At 61.2% G+C, this 16,152-nt stretch carries 14 protein-coding genes and 1 pseudogene; 9 read left to right on the top strand and 6 right to left on the bottom strand.

The window, feature by feature from the left end:
• Window positions 1-20: 20 nt before the first annotated feature.
• The 3 genes and pseudogenes from LVY75_25025 to LVY75_25015 all read right to left on the bottom strand — a co-directional run bounded on the left by LVY75_25025 (window position 21) and on the right by LVY75_25015 (window position 2,964).
• A pseudogene (locus LVY75_25025) lies at window positions 21-1,908 on the bottom strand (amidohydrolase).
• Window positions 1,909-1,935: 27 nt separating this feature from the next.
• Window positions 1,936-2,205 (bottom strand): XapX domain-containing protein, encoded by a 270-nt coding sequence (locus LVY75_25020; protein XAZ22062.1) that lies wholly within the window; start codon window positions 2,203-2,205, stop codon window positions 1,936-1,938.
• A gap of 69 nt (window positions 2,206-2,274) precedes the next feature.
• Window positions 2,275-2,964, bottom strand: a complete 690-nt coding sequence (locus tag LVY75_25015) for a hydrolase (protein XAZ22061.1) — start codon at window positions 2,962-2,964, stop codon at window positions 2,275-2,277.
• Between the two features lie 328 nt (window positions 2,965-3,292).
• Between LVY75_25015 and LVY75_25010 the strand changes: the two genes are divergently transcribed.
• The 5 genes from LVY75_25010 (at window position 3,293) to LVY75_24990 (ending at window position 10,647) form a co-directional block, all read left to right on the top strand.
• Window positions 3,293-3,775, top strand: coding sequence for a VOC family protein (locus LVY75_25010; protein XAZ22060.1), 483 nt, complete (start codon window positions 3,293-3,295; stop codon window positions 3,773-3,775).
• Between the two features lie 160 nt (window positions 3,776-3,935).
• The gene (locus tag LVY75_25005; GenBank protein ID XAZ22059.1) at window positions 3,936-4,754 is read left to right on the top strand and encodes an AraC family transcriptional regulator; all 819 of its coding nucleotides are present in this window, start codon (window positions 3,936-3,938) and stop codon (window positions 4,752-4,754) included.
• A gap of 247 nt (window positions 4,755-5,001) precedes the next feature.
• Window positions 5,002-6,216: an efflux RND transporter periplasmic adaptor subunit gene (locus LVY75_25000; protein ID XAZ22058.1), complete on the top strand. Its 1,215-nt coding sequence runs from the start codon at window positions 5,002-5,004 to the stop codon at window positions 6,214-6,216.
• Window positions 6,213-9,365 carry an efflux RND transporter permease subunit gene (locus LVY75_24995; GenBank protein ID XAZ22057.1) on the top strand — a complete coding sequence of 1,051 codons (3,153 nt, stop codon included), beginning with the start codon at window positions 6,213-6,215 and terminating at the stop codon, window positions 9,363-9,365. Before LVY75_25000 ends, LVY75_24995 begins: the two co-directional genes overlap by 4 nt.
• A 283-nt stretch (window positions 9,366-9,648) precedes the next feature.
• Window positions 9,649-10,647, top strand: coding sequence for a flagellin C (locus tag LVY75_24990; GenBank protein XAZ22056.1), 999 nt, complete (start codon window positions 9,649-9,651; stop codon window positions 10,645-10,647).
• Between the two features lie 61 nt (window positions 10,648-10,708).
• Here the strand turns inward: LVY75_24990 and LVY75_24985 are convergent, their stop codons facing one another.
• On the bottom strand, window positions 10,709-11,296 hold the full coding sequence (locus LVY75_24985) for an NAD(P)H-dependent oxidoreductase (GenBank protein ID XAZ22055.1): 588 nt from the start codon (window positions 11,294-11,296) through the stop codon (window positions 10,709-10,711).
• Between the two features lie 77 nt (window positions 11,297-11,373).
• Between LVY75_24985 and LVY75_24980 the strand changes: the two genes are divergently transcribed.
• Together LVY75_24980 and LVY75_24975 are read left to right on the top strand one after the other, a co-directional pair.
• Window positions 11,374-11,784, top strand: a complete 411-nt coding sequence (locus tag LVY75_24980; GenBank protein XAZ22054.1) for a helix-turn-helix transcriptional regulator — start codon at window positions 11,374-11,376, stop codon at window positions 11,782-11,784.
• Between the two features lie 160 nt (window positions 11,785-11,944).
• A complete protein-coding gene (locus LVY75_24975; GenBank protein ID XAZ22053.1) occupies window positions 11,945-12,610 on the top strand; it encodes an OmpA family protein in 666 nt (221 codons plus the stop codon).
• A gap of 67 nt (window positions 12,611-12,677) precedes the next feature.
• On the opposite strand, the gene LVY75_24970 is transcribed toward LVY75_24975, so the two are convergent.
• Window positions 12,678-13,085: a DUF2000 family protein gene (locus tag LVY75_24970; protein XAZ22052.1), complete on the bottom strand. Its 408-nt coding sequence runs from the start codon at window positions 13,083-13,085 to the stop codon at window positions 12,678-12,680.
• 32 nt (window positions 13,086-13,117) lie between these two features.
• Between LVY75_24970 and LVY75_24965 the strand changes: the two genes are divergently transcribed.
• The gene (locus LVY75_24965) at window positions 13,118-14,005 is read left to right on the top strand and encodes an AraC family transcriptional regulator (GenBank protein ID XAZ22051.1); all 888 of its coding nucleotides are present in this window, start codon (window positions 13,118-13,120) and stop codon (window positions 14,003-14,005) included.
• A gap of 197 nt (window positions 14,006-14,202) precedes the next feature.
• On the top strand, window positions 14,203-15,156 hold the full coding sequence (locus LVY75_24960) for an NmrA/HSCARG family protein (GenBank protein ID XAZ22050.1): 954 nt from the start codon (window positions 14,203-14,205) through the stop codon (window positions 15,154-15,156).
• A 1-nt stretch (window position 15,157) separates the two neighbouring features.
• Here the strand turns inward: LVY75_24960 and LVY75_24955 are convergent, their stop codons facing one another.
• The gene (locus LVY75_24955) at window positions 15,158-16,078 is read right to left on the bottom strand and encodes a LysR family transcriptional regulator (GenBank protein XAZ22049.1); all 921 of its coding nucleotides are present in this window, start codon (window positions 16,076-16,078) and stop codon (window positions 15,158-15,160) included.
• Window positions 16,079-16,152 lie beyond the last annotated feature (74 nt).

Genomic DNA, 16,152 nt, shown 5'->3' with positions numbered 1-16,152 from the left:
AGGCATGCATGCATCTATCCTCAAACGGCCCAGCAGGCGCAGCCGAGCGCACCCCAGAAGCTCTTGAGATCGGAGACGGGGCGCCTTCGAACCCCAGGCGTCGGCGTGGGCATGGCCATGGACATTGCAATCATTGGCGCAGCCGCAGGCGGAGATCAGGCGGCGGTGCAGCGAGTTCTTGCCGGCACCTTCGGGTTCGCCCCAGGCAGCATATCCCTTGAAACTTCGCACCGGCGACCAGTCGGGCATGGCCGGCGGAACCGGGTTTTCGTCGAGACTGGCGAAAGTGCCTGATCCATACACGATCTTGCCGCCGACCATGGTGAGCTCCGAGGTGAGGAAGGAGATTTCCTCTTCGGCACAGGCGAAGAAATCCTTATCCGGCACGATGAGGTCGGCGAACTGGCCCTTTTCGATGCGGCCCTTCTTGCCTTCCTCATTGGAAAACCAGGTGACGTTTTCCGTCCACATGCGCAGGGCCGTTTCACGGTCCAGGCAATTGCGGCGGGGATAGATCGCCAAACCGCCGACGGTGCGGCCCGTGATCATCCAGGAGAGCGAGACCCAGGGATTATAGGAGGCAACGCGCGTGGCATCGGTGCCGGCCGAAACCTTCACACCCTTTTCCAGCATGCGGGCAACGGGCGGGGTGGCTTCGGCTGCGCCCACACCGTAGCGCTCGACGAAATATTCGCCCTGATAAGCCATGCGGTGTTGCACCGCGATGCCGCCGCCAAGGGCTGCGATGCGGTCGATCGACTGTTCGGAAATGGTCTCGGCATGGTCGAAGAACCAGTTGAGGCCTTCGAGCGGGATATCCTGATTGACCTTCTCGAACACATCGAGCGCGCGGCTGATCGTCTCGTCATAGGTGGCGTGCAGGCGCCAGGGCCAGCGGTTTTCCGCAAGTACGCGCACGACCTCTTCCAGCTCGCCTTCCATTTCCGGCGGCATATCGGGACGCGGCTGACGGAAATCCTCGAAATCGGCGGCGGAAAAGACCAGCATTTCGCCGGCGCCGTTATGCCGGAAATAGTCGTTGCCCTGCTTGTATTTCACCGACGCCGTCCAGTTCAGGAAATCCTCCTTCTCCGCTTTCGGCTTCTGGGTGAAGAGATTGTAGGCGAGACGGACGGTCATCTGGCCGTCATCGGCAAGTTTCTGGATGACGGTATAGTCATCGGGATAGTTCTGGAAACCGCCGCCGGCATCGATCACGCCTGTGACGCCCAGGCGGTTCAGCTCGCGCATGAAATGGCGGGTGGAATTGACCTGATAGTCGAAGGGCAGTTTCGGCCCCTTTGAGAGCGTCGAATAGAGAATGCCGGCATTGGGCTTGGCAAGGAGCAGACCGGTCGGATTGCCTTGGGAATCGCGGGTGATCTCGCCGCCGGGCGGGTTCGGCGTGTCCCTGGTATAGCCGACGGCGCGCAGCGCGGCGCCATTCAGAAGGGCGCGGTCATAAAGATGCAGGATGAAGACCGGGGTATCGGGCGCGACGGCGTTGATTTCGTCGATGGTCGGCAGACGCTTCTCAGCGAACTGATGTTCGGTGAAACCGCCGACGATTCGCACCCATTGCGGCGCAGGTGTGATGGCCACCTGGCGCTTCAGCATGTTCATCGCGTCGGCGAGCGAGCGCACGCCGTCCCAGCGCAGCTCCATGTTGAAATTCAGGCCGCCTCTGACGACGTGGGTGTGATTGTCGATCAGGCCGGGAAGGACGCGTTTGCCCTTGAGATCGACGACTCTGGTCTCCGGTCCCTTGAGCGCCATGATCTCGGCGTCGTGGCCGACGGCGAGGAACCTGCCGTCTTTCACGGCAACGGCGGTCGCGGCCGGGTTGGAGCGGTCGAGCGTGGTGATCAGCCCGTGATGCAGGATGAGGTCAGCGGTCGTGTTTTCCATGGTCTTCGTCCTTGAGCGCGAGCGCTATCAGGCCTTGTCGGAGGGCTTGGCGTCGGAAGGCGTGCTGCCCTTGGGCATGTGGCCGAACATGTGCGGCTTGATCTGATGCAACCACGAGACCGCTGCCGGTTCCTTGTTGATCAGCGTTTTGGCGAAAGGAATGACCTGCTCGCCGACAAGGATGCCGAGCAGGCCGACAAGGGCCACGACCGGCGGCGCCGGCGAACGGACATTGAGAAGGCTATAGACAATGCCGACGAGCAGGCCGGCGCCGAGGGAGAGGAGATAGATTTTCATTTGGGGGCTCGATTCATTTCGGCATGCGGCAATGGGGAAGCGGCGATGAAGCCGCTCCCCGAAGAGAACTCACCTGGCCGGGTTCGGGCCGATGCGCTTGCCATGCGCGATGCGCTCGGGCGCCTTGTGGACATGGGTATAGGCATAATCGACGCCCATGCCGTAAGCGCCGGAATGTTCCTTCACGATAGCCGTCACCGCATCATAGGTTTCGCGGCGCGCCCAGTCGCGCTGCCATTCGAGCAGCACCTGCTGCCAGGTGACGGGCACGCAGCCGGCCTGGACCATGCGGTCCATGGCGTATTTATGGGCCTCGGCGGAGGTGCCGCCCGAAGCATCGGCGACCATATAGATCTCGTAATCGGTGTCGTGCATGCAGGAGAGCGCGAAGGTAGTGTTGCAGACTTCCGTCCAGAGGCCTGAGACGACGACCTTCTTGCGGCCGCCGGCGGCGTTCTTCGCCAATGCGTCGCGAACGTTCTGATCGTCCCAGGAATTCATCGAAGTGCGTTCGAGGATCGTGTTTTCGGGGAAGACGGCGAGCAGCTCCGGATAGGTGTGGCCCGAGAAGGCTTCGGTCTCGACCGTGGTGATGGTGGTCGGAACCTTGAAGGTCTTGGCTGCCTTGGCGAGGCCGACGACGTTGTTCTTCAGCGCCTGGCGGTCGATGGACTGGACGCCGAAGGCCATTTGCGGCTGCTGGTCGATGAAGATCAGCTGGCTGTTCTGCGGCGTCAGGACTTCGAGATATCTGGACATTGAGCGTTCTCCCTGGTCGTGGGGCCTTGCGGCCAATAAACGGGCTGCCGGGCTGTCGCCAAAAGAGGCTGGCGGGCGTCGGTCGGCATCGCTTCCCCGCAAGGGCGAGGTTGCGAATTGACGGCGAACCTACTTGGCAAACGGCAAATCCGATTGTCGGTTCTGACCCTCTTTTGTCGAAAATTGCTCTCGGCTGAAGAGGCTCCGCGGAAGGCCCCGGAGACGTTGAAAAATCGCCATTCGAGAAAAAATTGCGCCGTCCTGTCGGGAGAGGCCATGCCCATGCGTCCTAGGGCCATAGTGACCAACAGCTCAAGGAGGACAGTTCATGGTCAAGGTCATTTCCTTTCTCTGGTTTGCCGAACAGGCGCGCGAAGCGGTCGAATTCTATGTCTCGCTGGTTCCCGATTCTTCGATCGGCGATATCACGACAGTGCCATCTGAAACCCCGAGCGGGCCTCCCGGCAGCGTCGAGATCGTGGAATTCACGCTCGGCAATCAGAATTTCATCGCCATGCAGGCCGGGCCGTTCGAGCAGTTCAACCATGCCTTCTCGGTGCAGGTCGTCTGCGAGAATCAGGCGGAGCTCGACCGCATCTGGGATGGCTTCCTCGCCAATGGCGGAACGGCCGAACATTGCGGCTGGCTGAGGGATCGCTGGGGTCTTTCCTGGCAGATCGTACCCAAGGCGCTGGCCGAGATGATGAGCGGCACACGCAAGGGCAATGCCAAGAAGATGACCGAAGCAATGCTGAAGATGATCAAGATCGACGTCGCTACCCTGGAACAGGCGTTTCAGGAAGCCGCCTGACATCGGGAAGCGGTGCGACGCGAGCGGACGGCAGCCTCGAAGGGGCTGCCGTTTCGATTTCACCAGGTGGATTTCGAAAGCAAACAATGCGATTATGACAGTGGGAGGCAATTCGAAAACGGGGGTGATTGAATTGGCATCTCGGCCAAAGGTTTCATTGTTGCAAGCCGGTGCAGTCTCGATCGTGCGCATGCGCAGCACCAGCGCCGACCATGACGAAAGCGGGCCGATTCCCCAAGCGGAGGCTTTCAGCGTCATCGCCCAGTTGAAACCTTTCGACAACCATCGTCTCTGGCGCGGCGGCAAGCTCGTTCACGACGGCGGCCATTCGGCAGGCGCGCTGGCGATCACCGATCTCGGGGAGGAATGGCGCTGCCACCATCGCTCCTCGTTCGACAATATGCGCTTCAATATTTCCCGGCAGGGGCTTTCCGATTTCAGCTACGAGGCGGGACGGTCGGGCTTCAATGGGCTCGATTGCGGGCAGGGCCAGCTTGATCCTGTCGTGCAGGCCCTTGCGACGGCGTTGCTCCCGGCGCTCAGCCAGCCGGCGCATGCGAGCGCGCTCTTCATCGATCACATCCTGCTGGCGCTGCAGGCGCATCTTGTGACGCGTTACGGCAAGATCAACCTGCCGGCAGAACGCAGCGGCGGGCTCTCGGGGCGTCAGCTCAACCTGGCGACGGCATTCCTTGCTTCGCTGACGGCGCGGGAGGCGACGATCTCGGATGTCGCGGCGCAATGCGGGCTGTCGACCAGCTATTTCATTCGCGCCTTCAAGAAATCGACCGGCCGCACGCCGCACCGGTGGCTGCTCGAATATCGGGCGGAGAAAGCGCGACAGATGCTGCTTGGCACCGCCTCCATTGCCGAGATCGCGGTTACCTGCGGTTTTGCCGACCAGAGCCACCTGACGCGTATCTTCACCGCACTCCACGGGGTTTCGCCCGGAACATGGCGACGGGAGAGGCGCATCTGAAGCCTGGCGCGGTGCCGGACGGAAAATCGGTAAGCGTTTTGCCGGCACTGCTTTAGCGTTGTTCAAGTAAAAGTGAGCGCACGGGTTATTTTCAAAGTTTGCTGATATTACAAATCGGTAATGACGGGTGGTTGTGCTTGCTGCCGGCCGGGGAAAGGTGCGATATTGTCGCACCAGGTGAGACTTTTTGTCTCGCGCGCCTCTTTCGACCGACCCTGGACAACCTCGAGTCCCTCCGGAGACGTGAATGCCCTTTTGGAAGCAATTTGTACTTTGCCTTGTCGTCATTATCGCCGGCTTTGCCGCGTGGGTCTATTTTGTGCCCGGCGCTGGCGAGACGATGCGCAATGCCGGTATTCCCGACAGCATCGTTTCCAGGATCGCACCGAAGAGCGAAGAGGCAGCCGATGCCGGCGCGGGGCAGACTCAAGGTGGCCAAGCGCAAGGGCAGGGACAGGGGCAGAACCGCCGCAATGGCGGCGGTGGCGGCGGACGCAATGGCGCGGTGCTTGTCGTCACCCAGGCGGTGGTGCAGGGCGTCGTCAACGACCGGCTGAATGCGATCGGCACGGGTGACGCGATCCGCTCCGTTGCGGTCACGCCGCAGGCGACGGGTACGATCCGCGAGATTCTGATCAAGTCAGGCGATATGGTGAAGCAGGGGCAGGTTCTCGCCAAGCTCGACAGCGAGGAGCAGGTCATCGCCCAGGGGCAGGCGCAGGTGGCGCTGAACAGCGCGCTCGAGAAATCCAGCCTCTACCACAATATCAAGTCCAGCGTTTCGCGCATGGATGTCTTCGATTCCGAGATCGCCGAGCAGAATGCGCGGCTGCAATTGCAGGCCGCCGATCTCAATCTCCAGCGCCGTAATATCGTGGCCCCCATCGACGGCATCGTCGGCATCGTGCCCGTCAATATCGGTGACAATGTCACCACCTCGACGCCGATCGTGACATTGGACGATCGCACCGAAATCCTCGTCGATTACTGGGTGCCGGAGCGTTTCGCCAATACGGTTTCCGTTGGCCAGGTGGTCGAGGCAACCTCCGTGGCGCGGCCGGGCAAAATCTTTTCGGGCGTGCTTGAAGCGGTCGACAATCGTATCGACGCGGCAAGCCGGACGCTGCGTCTGCGCGGCCGGATCGACAACAGCTCGGACGAGTTGCGCGCCGGCATGTCCTTCGCGGTCAGCATGAAGTTTGCCGGCGATAAATATCCAGCCGTCAACCCGCTCTCCGTACAGTGGGATGCCCAGGGTTCCTTCGTCTGGCGGGTGACCGACGACAAGTCGCACAAGGTGCGGGTCACGGTCGTGCAGCGCAATCCGGACTATGTGCTGGTCAAGGCTGACCTGAAGGATGGCGATCAGATCGTCACCCAGGGCCTGCAGCGCGTGCGCGAGAACGGCGCTGTGCGCACGGCGACCGATGTCGCCGCCAACGACAAGGTCGCCGCCCAATGAGCGTGACCGAGATCCACCAGGACAAACCGGAATCCGGCAAGGCGACCTTCACCGCACTCTTCGTGCGCCGGCCGATCCTGGCGCTGGTCTTCAATACGCTGATGGTGGTGGCGGGCCTTGCGGCCTATGTGGGCGTCGAAGTGCGCGAGCTGCCCGATGTCGACCGGCCGGTCGTGACCGTGCGCACGACATTCGACGGCGCTTCGCCGCAGACGATCGACCAGGAACTGACCAAGGTCATCGAAGGCGCGGTTGCGCGCGTCAGCGGTCTCAAATCCATCTCTTCCAGTTCCCAGTTCGGTCAGAGCCGTGTCACGCTGGAGTTTTCCGATTCCATCGATCTGGCCGTTGCCGCCAATGACGTGCGTGACGCAATCGGCCGCATCGCCCAGAACCTGCCCGATGAGGCGGATGCGCCGCAGATCGTCAAGGCGGATTCGGATTCCTCGGCGATCATGCGCCTCGCGGTCACGTCGGATACACTCAACATGGACGATCTGACGCTCCTCGTCGAGAACGAGGTGGTCGATCGCCTGGCCTCCGTCGATGGCGTTGCCGATGTCGAAGAATACGGCGATCAGGAAAAGGTCTTCCGTGTCGACGTCGATCAGGGGGCACTTGCAAGCCGCGGGCTGACCATCGGCGATCTCACCAAGGCGCTCGACAATGCCGCGCTCGACGTGCCGGCCGGTTCGCTGAAGAGCCCGATGCAGGATATCGTGGTGCGCGCAACCGCCAGCCTGCAGACGCCTGAAGACTTCCAGAACGTCATCCTGCAGCACAATGTGCGTCTCGGCGATGTTGCGACCGTGACGCTCGGGCCGCGCGACGGCGAGACGGCGCTGCGCTCCAATGGCAAACCGGGCATCGGTCTTGGCATCATCCGCCAGGCGCAGTCGAATACGCTGAATATTTCCACCGGCATTCATGCTGCCGTCGACCAGCTTTCGAAGACGCTGCCGAAGGGCACGACGATCGCAATCACCAGCGACGATGCCGTGTTCATCGAGGGCGCGATCCATGAAGTGGTGCTGGCGCTGTTGCTTTCGGCCGTCATCGTCACCGTCGTCATCTATCTCTTCCTTCGCGACTGGCGCGCAACGCTGATCCCGTCCGTCTCGATGCCGGTGGCGCTGATCGGCACGCTGGCGGCGATCTATATGGTCGGCTTCTCGATCAACATCCTGACGCTGCTTGCGATCGTGCTGGCGACCGGTCTCGTGGTCGACGACGCCATCGTCGTGCTGGAAAACATCGTGCGTCGACGCTCGGAGGGCATGGGGCCGCGCGCTGCCGCCGTGCTCGGCACGCGTGAAGTCTTCTTCGCCGTCATCGCGACAACGGCCACACTTGCCGCCGTCTTCATTCCGCTCTCCTTCCTGCCGGGGCAGGTGGGTGGTCTTTTCCGCGAATTCGGTTTCGTGCTTGCCTTCTCGGTCGGCCTGTCGTCGATCGTGGCGCTGACGCTGTGTCCGATGCTCGCCTCTCGCATGCTGACCAAGCCGATGATCGAGGATCACGGATTGCTCGGCCGCTTCGGCGAGGCTTTCGCCGGCCTCTACAAATGGGCGCTGCATGCCTGCCTGAACGCGCCTGTCGTCGTCATCGTCTTCTCACTTATCTTCGGCGGTGCAGCAGTTGTCGCTTTCGGCACGGTCAAGAGCGAACTGACGCCGGAAGAAGACCGCGCCATGGTGATGATGCGGCTGACGACGCCGCAGGGTTCCAGCCTCGAATATACGCGCGACAAGCTGCAGCTCGTGGAGGAATATCTGCAGCCGCTTGTCGACAGCGGCGATATCAGGAACGTCTTCTCGATCTCCGGTCAGGGCGGCGCTTCCAACAGCGGCTTCATGGTGCTGACGCTGGCGCCCTGGGGCGAGCGCCACCGCACGCAGGCTGATATCGTCCGCGACATCAACCAGGCTGCGTCAAAGGTGCCGGCGCTGCGCGGCAATGCGATCTCGTCGAACAGCCTGCGTATTCGCGGCGCCGGCAGCGGCCTGCAGATGGCGCTGATCGGCAATGACCACGAGGCGCTGACGGCGGCTGCCGCCAAGCTCGTGCAGCAGCTCGATGCCAGTGGCCAGTACGATACGCCACGCCTGACCAACGAACCGTCGCAGGCGCAAGTCTCCGTCGCAATCGATCGTGAACGCGCCTCCGATCTCGGTATCGATATCACCGGCCTTTCGACCGCCATCCAGTCGCTGCTCGAAGGAAGATCGGTGGTCGACGTCTTCGTCAATGGCGAATCCTATCCGGTGCTTCTGACCTCGACGATGCGGCCGATCGACGACCCGACCGATCTTGAAAACGTCTTCCTGAAGACCGGTGACGGCAAGATCGTGCCGATGTCGGTCATCGCTTCGCTGAAGGAAGGCTCGGTCGCCCCGCAGCTCAACCGTGAACAGCAGCTCGCCTCGGTGGCGATCACCGCAGGCCTGAAGGACGGTATGTCGCTTGGCGACGCCGTGAAGAGCGTCACGCAAATGGCAGCACCGCTGTTGCCGGCCGGCGCGCGCCTGCTGCCGCTCGCAGAAGCTGCGACGCTGGAGGAGAATTCCAGCGGCATGGCGCTGACTTTCGGCTTTGCGATCGTCATCATCTTCCTGGTGCTCGCGGCACAGTTCGAAAGCGTGCTCTCGTCGCTGATCATCATGTCGACGGTGCCGCTCGGTCTTGCCTGCGCCGTCTTCGCGCTTGTCATCACCGGCTCCAGTCTCAACATCTACAGCCAGATCGGCCTGGTGCTGCTTGTCGGCGTCATGGCGAAGAACGGCATCCTGATCGTGGAATTCGCCAACCAGCTGCGTGACCGCGGCGAGGACGTGCGCTCGTCCATCGAGAAGGCCTGCGCGCTTCGCCTGCGCCCGGTCATGATGACGATGATCGCGACCATTCTTGGGGGCGTTCCGCTGGTCTTCGCGCATGGTGCGGGCGCGGAAGCGCGCGTGGCGCTCGGCTGGGTCATCGTCGGCGGTCTCGGCTTCGCGACGCTGGTGACGTTGTTCATCACGCCGGTTGCCTATCTCCTGATTGCCCGGTTCGCCAAGCCGCATGCCCATGAGGAAGCGCGCCTGCACGAGGAAATGACGCATGCGACGCGTCCGAAGCCGGATCCGCAGCAGCTTCAGGCTGCCGAGTAAGAGGGCGAACAAGCTTTTTTAATACTTTCGAAAACGCCTGCCGTATCTCTCCGGCAGGCGTTTTTATGGTGTATGAAGTCTTGTGAAATAAGATAAATTACTTCTGAACTTTAGCCGTTTATTAAGCATAAGCGGCAATGATCGCGATCAGTAACCGGCCGGTCTTCCCCAGTTTTTCCGAAGGCCACTGCGCTGATTTTCCAGCGACGGCGGACATGAGCGTCCGCTTGATTTCGGTACATCCTGTTGTGTTGCGTCTTGTTGTGTTTTTGGAGTTCGTACCGTGAGTATTTATCAGCGCACCTCCGTGGATGCGGCGCTTAATGTGCTGCGTGATATCAATCGGAACATGACGGTGACGCAGAACCATGTCACGACAGGTCTGCGCGTCGAAAAATCAAAAGATAATGCCGCCTATTGGTCGGTTGCGACGACAGCTCGCCACGACAACAAGGCGCTTTCCGCCATTCAGGATGCCCTCGGCATGGCGGCTGCCACCATGGGTACAGCATCGGCGGGCGTCGACAGCGTCGTCGACGTCGTCACCGAGATCAAGGCAAAGCTTGTCGCGGCAACCGAGCAGGGCGTCGACAAGACAAAGATCGGTGAAGAGCTCGATCAGTTGAAGGCGCAGCTGCGCAGCGTTTCCGAGGGTGCAGGCTTCAACAACGACAACTGGATCATCCTCGACAATACGACGACGCCGACGCAGCCGCGCCAGATCCCGGCCTCCTTCATCCGCAATTCGGACGGGACGGTATCGGTCGGCATGCTAAGCTATCATATCGATATCCCGCCGAGCGGCGCGACATCCTCCAAGGATGCACGTTATGTGATCGACGACCGGGCAGGCGGCACCGGCGAATATGGCGTTCTGACTTCCAGCTTCTTCGCAAGCGAACTGGGCGCGGCGCAGAATTGGGTGCTGACGAAGAGCAAGAACGGCAATACGGCCGGCCAGGTGGAAATTGGCCTGACGGCAAGCACCAGCAAACAGGACCTGAACGAGATGATCAGTGTCGTCGATGCCGCGCTCGGACAGTTGACGACCGTCGGCTCGGCTTTCGGCGCACTGGAAAAGCGCATCAGCATCCAGGACGAATTCGCCAAGAACCTGTCCGACAATCTCACCACGGGTATCGGCCGCCTCGTCGATGCCGACATGGAGACCGAATCGAGCAAGCTCAAGGCGTTACAGACCCAGCAGCAGCTCGGCCTGCAATCGCTGAATATCGCCAACGCATCCTACGACAAGGTTCGTCAGCTCTTCCAGAATTTCTGATTTCGGTTTTGTAATACCGGCCGCGCGGCAAGCGATGCTCGCCGCGCGGTTTTCTTTGGCTTCAGGCAGCCTTGGCAGCCATCGTTGCCTTGGCCCACCAGACCAGTTCGTCGAGGGCTGCCTTTGCCGTCGGCAGCAGGTTCGCCTCGATCTCATCGATCGGCTTGTTGCCGAAGGCCGGGTGGATCGACATGAAGTCGCTGCCGCCGATATGCACGGCACTGCGGGTCGAGACCATATGGAGCTCGACGCCGATCCCACGCAGATGTTCGACCGCGCGCGTGGCACCCGTGCCACCATAGCCGATCGCGGTGAACGGCTTGCGCATCCATTCCTTGTAGGCCTGGTCGAGCGCGTTCTTAAGAACGCCGGTGATCGAATGGTTGTATTCGGCGACGACGAAGATATAGCCGTCGAAACGCCCGATCGTTTCCTGCCAGCGCACCGCTTCCGGATTCTGGCTTGGCATCCAGAAGTTCGATGCCATTTCCTCGAAGAAGGGGAGCGGGTGATCGCGCAGGTCGACCAGCTCGACGTCGAAGTCGTCGCGTGCCTGAGCTTGCTTCAATATCCATTGTGCCGGGGCATCGGCGAAACGGGTGGGGCGGGTAGAGCCGACAATAACGGCGATACGGGGCTTAGAATTCATAGTAACCTCCTGTATGCTGGTTTCCAACGGTAACCAGATTACGGATGGTTCGTGGAGCAGCACAAGGAGGCACTTTATTGAAACCAGATAACCACGAGGAAACCGCCGCCTGCGAGGGCGCCGAAGACTGCGGGCAGGTTCACGCCTGCGATCACATCAGCCGCATGCTGGCGCGCATCAGCGACAAGTGGAGCTTGCTGGTGGTGCGTGTGCTGGGTCACGGGCCGCTCCGCTTCAATGCTTTGCGCCGTGAGGTCGGCGAGATCAGCCAGAAGGTACTGGCATCGACATTGCGGGAGCTGGAGGAGAACGGCTTCGTTTCCCGGACCGTCACGCCCACCACACCGCCGCAGGTCGAGTATGCGCTGACGGATCTCGGCCGGGAGTTCCTGGATCCGGTTCGGGGGCTTGCCGAGTGGGTCGTTACAAACTCCGCACGCATGGACGAGGCACGGGCGGCCTATGCCAAACGTCGCGGCCTCGACTGAAGTCCTGCGGTTTGCCAATAAAGCTGGTGATATCGGTGCGCGGCTGCAACAGACCGATGTTTCCCATGGGGAATTTGGCTTATCAGATTGGCATCTTCATCTTGTTGCCGCATTCCCTAATATCTGCTCGCACCAGCTTCGAACGGAGAACCTCCTGTCCATGATCAAGAAATTCATCCTTCTGGCCGTTGCGGCGAGTTACCTCTCAGCTTGCACGACGACCGATCCCTATACTGGTGAGCAGAAGGTATCCAATACCGCTGGCGGTGCTGCCCTTGGCGCGCTTGGCGGTGCTCTCGTCGGCGTCGCCGTCGGCGGCGGCGGCCATGGCAAGCGCAACGCGGCGCTGATCGGCGCCGGCATCGGCGCACTCGCCGGCGGCGCGATCGGCAACTACATGGACCAGCAGGAAGCCGAGCTTCGCGCCCAGCTCGAAGGTACCGGCATTTCGGTCACCCGCCAGGGCGACAACATCATTCTCAACATGCCGTCGAACATCACCTTCGACGTCGACCAGGATGCGGTGAAGGCGGGCTTCTATCCGACGCTGAATTCGGTGGCGATCGTGCTGCGCAAGTTCAACCGGACGCTCATCGACATCAACGGTCATACGGACTCTACCGGCAGCCTCCAGCATAACCAGGACCTGTCGCAGCGCCGCGCGCTGTCCGTCGCTGATTATCTCGGCAGCCAGGGCATCGACCAGCGCCGCGTTTCAGCCGTCGGCTTCGGCCCGTCGCAGCCGGTTGCTTCCAACGCGACCGAAGCCGGCCGCGCGCAGAACCGCCGCGTCGAAATCCAGATCGCGCCGATCACGCAGGGCTGATCGGTCGCCTTCAGACGACAAAAAGGCCGGGTCATCGCCCGGCCTTTTTTCGTTTCCGCCGTTTGCCTCAATGCTGCATCGTTGCGCCCTTGGTGATCTTGTCGACGATCTTCTTGTCGGCTCGCAGGGCGATGCCGACCACCTTGGCGTCATCGGGGGCGTATTCGGCGAAGACGGCGCGATTGGCCGTGTCATGGCCGGTTGCAAACATTTCTTCGATGAAGACGGAAGAGGTCACGTCGCGCTCCAGCGCGCGGCGATGGATCGTCGACATCGTCGCTTCGTCGGCCGACAGGACGATGATCGGCTGGATGGATAGCGGGTTGTAGAGGTTGCCGGCGCGGTCCTTGTAAGGCTCGCCGATGATCTCAGGATACTGCCCGGCAATGCCTGTCGAGAGGAAGGCTGTGACATTCAGCTTCTGCCAGCCGGCAAGATTGTTTCGCAGGACGATCGCAATTTTGGTATCAAACATCTCAGTCTCTCTCATCAGGGTATCGAAACGCGTTGAGCCAGGATCTAACGCCGCAGGTCTTTGAGGGTCTTGAACGTTTGTGCGCGCCCGCGGACAGCGGCATTCTGACCGCGCCGGCCTTTCCGGGCATCGAGCGTATCGAGGCGCAGTTTTCGGGCAATGTTTTTGAGCCGCATCGGCACGATACCTATGCCCTTGGCGTCACGCTTCATGGCGTGCAAACCTTCACCTATCGCGGCGAGCGGCGCTTCAGCATGCCAGGCCAGGTGATCGTCTTGCATCCGGACGAGGAACATGACGGCGGGGCAGCGACCGAGGCAGGCCTTCATTACCGCATGCTTTACATGGAGCCGGCGCTCTTGATGGAGTGTCTGGCGGCAGAGAAGATCGGCCTTCCCTTCGTCGACCAGCCGGTCATTGCCGATGGGGCGCTGGCGCAGGTGTTGCTTGCCGCACTCGGCGAGCTCGACCGGGAGCTGGACGAACTCTTCGTCGACGATTTCGTCAGCCGCGTGGCGGGTGGCCTGTCGCGGCATTCGCAGGTGCGCCGCCGTGCGCTGGGCGCGGTTGCGTGGAAACAGGTGCGGGCAGCGCGCGACTATCTGGAGGCACATGCACTGCGGCCGGTGCGCTCCGGCGAGCTGGAGACCGTTACCGGCCTCGACCGCTTCACGCTGTCACGGCATTTTCGCACGGCCTTTGCCACCAGTCCGCATCGTTACATGCTGATGCGGCGGCTGCAGCAGGCAAAGACGCTGATGGGCGAGGGCGAGGGTTTTGCCGATGTGGCGGCGGCTACCGGCTTTGCCGACCAGGCGCATTTCATCCGGCATTTCAAGAAGGCCTATGGGGTGACGCCCGGGCGATGGGCGGGGCTTCAACGTCTTTATACGACAGAGACCGGACCGTTCAGCCGCTGATACTGACGTGTGAAGCCGTGGCATTTATCCAGAAAACGGCATTATCATATGCATTGCGCATGCCTACAGCAAGAAAACCTGATGAGATAACTTGCTCCCGAGTTGGAGCTAGCGGCATCAGCCGAATGCTCTCCCCGAAATGACGCTTGGCTACGCAGTCTGCAGCCAGCGACAGGGAAAAGGTTCAAAGCGCAACTATGTCTGTAAATGATAAGCCACTTATCGCAATTGTCGGTGCAACCAGCAAACAGGGTCGCAGCGTCGCAGCGACGCTCCTTCGCAGCGGGCGTTTCCGCGTGCGCGCCCTGACCCGACAAAAGGATTCACCGGAGGCTTCGAGCCTGGAGAAGCTTGGAGCTGAAATTGTAACCGTCCCTCTCCAGATTGGCTTCCAGAAGGATCTCGTCGCTGCCTTCGAAGGCGCGGACGGCGCGTTTCTGATGACGCCGCCCGTTACACCGCCAGCAACGATAGAGGCTCCTATCGGCCGCCAGCTGGCGGATGCCGCGGTTGAGGCAGGCGTCGGACATATCGTGTTCAGCACGCTCGAAAATGTCGATGCGATCTCGGGCGGGACGAAGTTTGCTCCGCACTTCACCGATAAAGCGCGCGTTGCAGATTATATTCGCGGTCTGCCGATCGCGCATTCCTTCGTCATGCTGGCATTCTTCTACACGAACCTTCTCGAATATTATCCGCCGCGCATGGAAGGCGACACGCTCGTGCTGCCGATCTATCTGCCGGAAGATTTCCGGGCGCCTTTCGTCGATCCACTGACGGCGACCGGGCCGGCCGTGCTCGAAATCTTCTCAAATCCCGAGCGATACAACGGGAAAACGCTGCCTGTTGTCGGCGATATCATCTCGCCCCGGGAGATGGTCGAGACTTTCCGAGCGGTAACCGGCCTCAGGGCAGAATATCGAAACGCTTTCACCAGGGATGGCCTGCTGCAGTATTTTCCGGAGTTTGCCGCCAACGAATTCCTCGCGCGAGAGCTTGTCGGTATGGTCGAGTATGCTGTCGAATACGGTTATTTCGGCAAAGAGCATGACCTGGAATGGAGCCGCCGACTGGATCCCGATACACTCGACTGGGAGCAGTATCTTCGCACCACGGGCTGGCGCGGCGACAAGAAATCTTTCGGGCTCTGAGTCATGACGGGCGGATTCCCGGCAGTCTGGGAATCTCGGCGACAAGAAAGTCGGTGAGAAGGCGGACGCGGGCAATAGCTGAACGCTCGGGCACGATGAGCAGGCTCAGCGGCGCCGGCGCCGGACGGTAGTCTTCGAGCACGACCTCGAGCCGACCGCTATCCAGGAGATCATGGACCAGCCAAAGGTGAGCGGGGCCGATGCCACGTCCTGCGGCCAAGGCTTCGCGCGCCGCAAGCCCGTGATCGACGCGCAGCTTCCCGTTGACTGGAACCGTCACATTCGCGCCATCGCGGGAGGAGAGAGCAATCTGATCGCTCCCGGCCACATTGGACATTATGACGGTTTCGTATCGCGAGAGATCGTCCGGTCGCTCCGGCCGTCCGTGGATGGAGAAATAAGCGGGAGCGCCGACCATCAGCCGGTGGCTTTTTCCGAGCGCATGAAGCTTCATGGAGCTGTCGGTGAGAGGTCCGAGCCGCAGTGCCACGTCAACGCCCTCGCGAACCAGATCGATGCGCTCGTCGGTCAGGTTGAGATCGACGCTGATATCAGGATGCCGGTCCTGAAATTCGAAGATGAGGCGGGTGATGTGCATCACGCCAAGCGCTGCAGTGCATGAAAGCCTGACAGCGCCTGCGGCCGCCCGACGGGCATTCCTGGCTTCCTCGGCAGCCTGCTCGACCAGGCGTAACACCTGAAGGCAGCTGCTATAATAGCGGCTGCCTTCGTCGGTTAGGATGACCCGACGCGTGGTTCGGCTGAGGAGAGGTACGCCGACTGCGTCCTCGAGTTCATTGAGGTGCCGCGTCACGGTTGATTGACCGATGCCGAGCTCCCTTGCCACAGAAGACAGATTGCCGCGCTCGGCAACGCGAACAAAGGTGCGCATTCGGTCGAGAGACAGTCCGGTGTTATCCATTTTTCAGCACAGTGATGTTCATTAAGTTCAGTCTAGGGAATAACCGGACCTGCGGCTAGTCAGGCATAAGCAGG

The sequence above is a fragment of the Sinorhizobium sp. B11 genome (assembly GCA_039725955.1).
Classification (GTDB): Bacteria; Pseudomonadota; Alphaproteobacteria; order Rhizobiales; family Rhizobiaceae; genus Rhizobium.
This window is presented reverse-complemented; position numbering and strand designations above follow the sequence as displayed.

Coding starts and splice junctions, on each gene's coding strand:
- LVY75_25020 (XAZ22062.1), bottom strand. CDS start 2,205: ATGAAAATCTATCTCCTCTCCCTCGGCGCCGGCCTGCTCGTCGGCATT.
- LVY75_25015 (XAZ22061.1), bottom strand. CDS start 2,964: ATGTCCAGATATCTCGAAGTCCTGACGCCGCAGAACAGCCAGCTGATC.
- LVY75_25010 (XAZ22060.1), top strand. CDS start 3,293: ATGGTCAAGGTCATTTCCTTTCTCTGGTTTGCCGAACAGGCGCGCGAA.
- LVY75_25000 (XAZ22058.1), top strand. CDS start 5,002: ATGCCCTTTTGGAAGCAATTTGTACTTTGCCTTGTCGTCATTATCGCC.
- LVY75_24995 (XAZ22057.1), top strand. CDS start 6,213: ATGAGCGTGACCGAGATCCACCAGGACAAACCGGAATCCGGCAAGGCG.
- LVY75_24985 (XAZ22055.1), bottom strand. CDS start 11,296: ATGAATTCTAAGCCCCGTATCGCCGTTATTGTCGGCTCTACCCGCCCC.
- LVY75_24975 (XAZ22053.1), top strand. CDS start 11,945: ATGATCAAGAAATTCATCCTTCTGGCCGTTGCGGCGAGTTACCTCTCA.
- LVY75_24970 (XAZ22052.1), bottom strand. CDS start 13,085: ATGTTTGATACCAAAATTGCGATCGTCCTGCGAAACAATCTTGCCGGC.
- LVY75_24960 (XAZ22050.1), top strand. CDS start 14,203: ATGTCTGTAAATGATAAGCCACTTATCGCAATTGTCGGTGCAACCAGC.
- LVY75_24955 (XAZ22049.1), bottom strand. CDS start 16,078: ATGGATAACACCGGACTGTCTCTCGACCGAATGCGCACCTTTGTTCGC.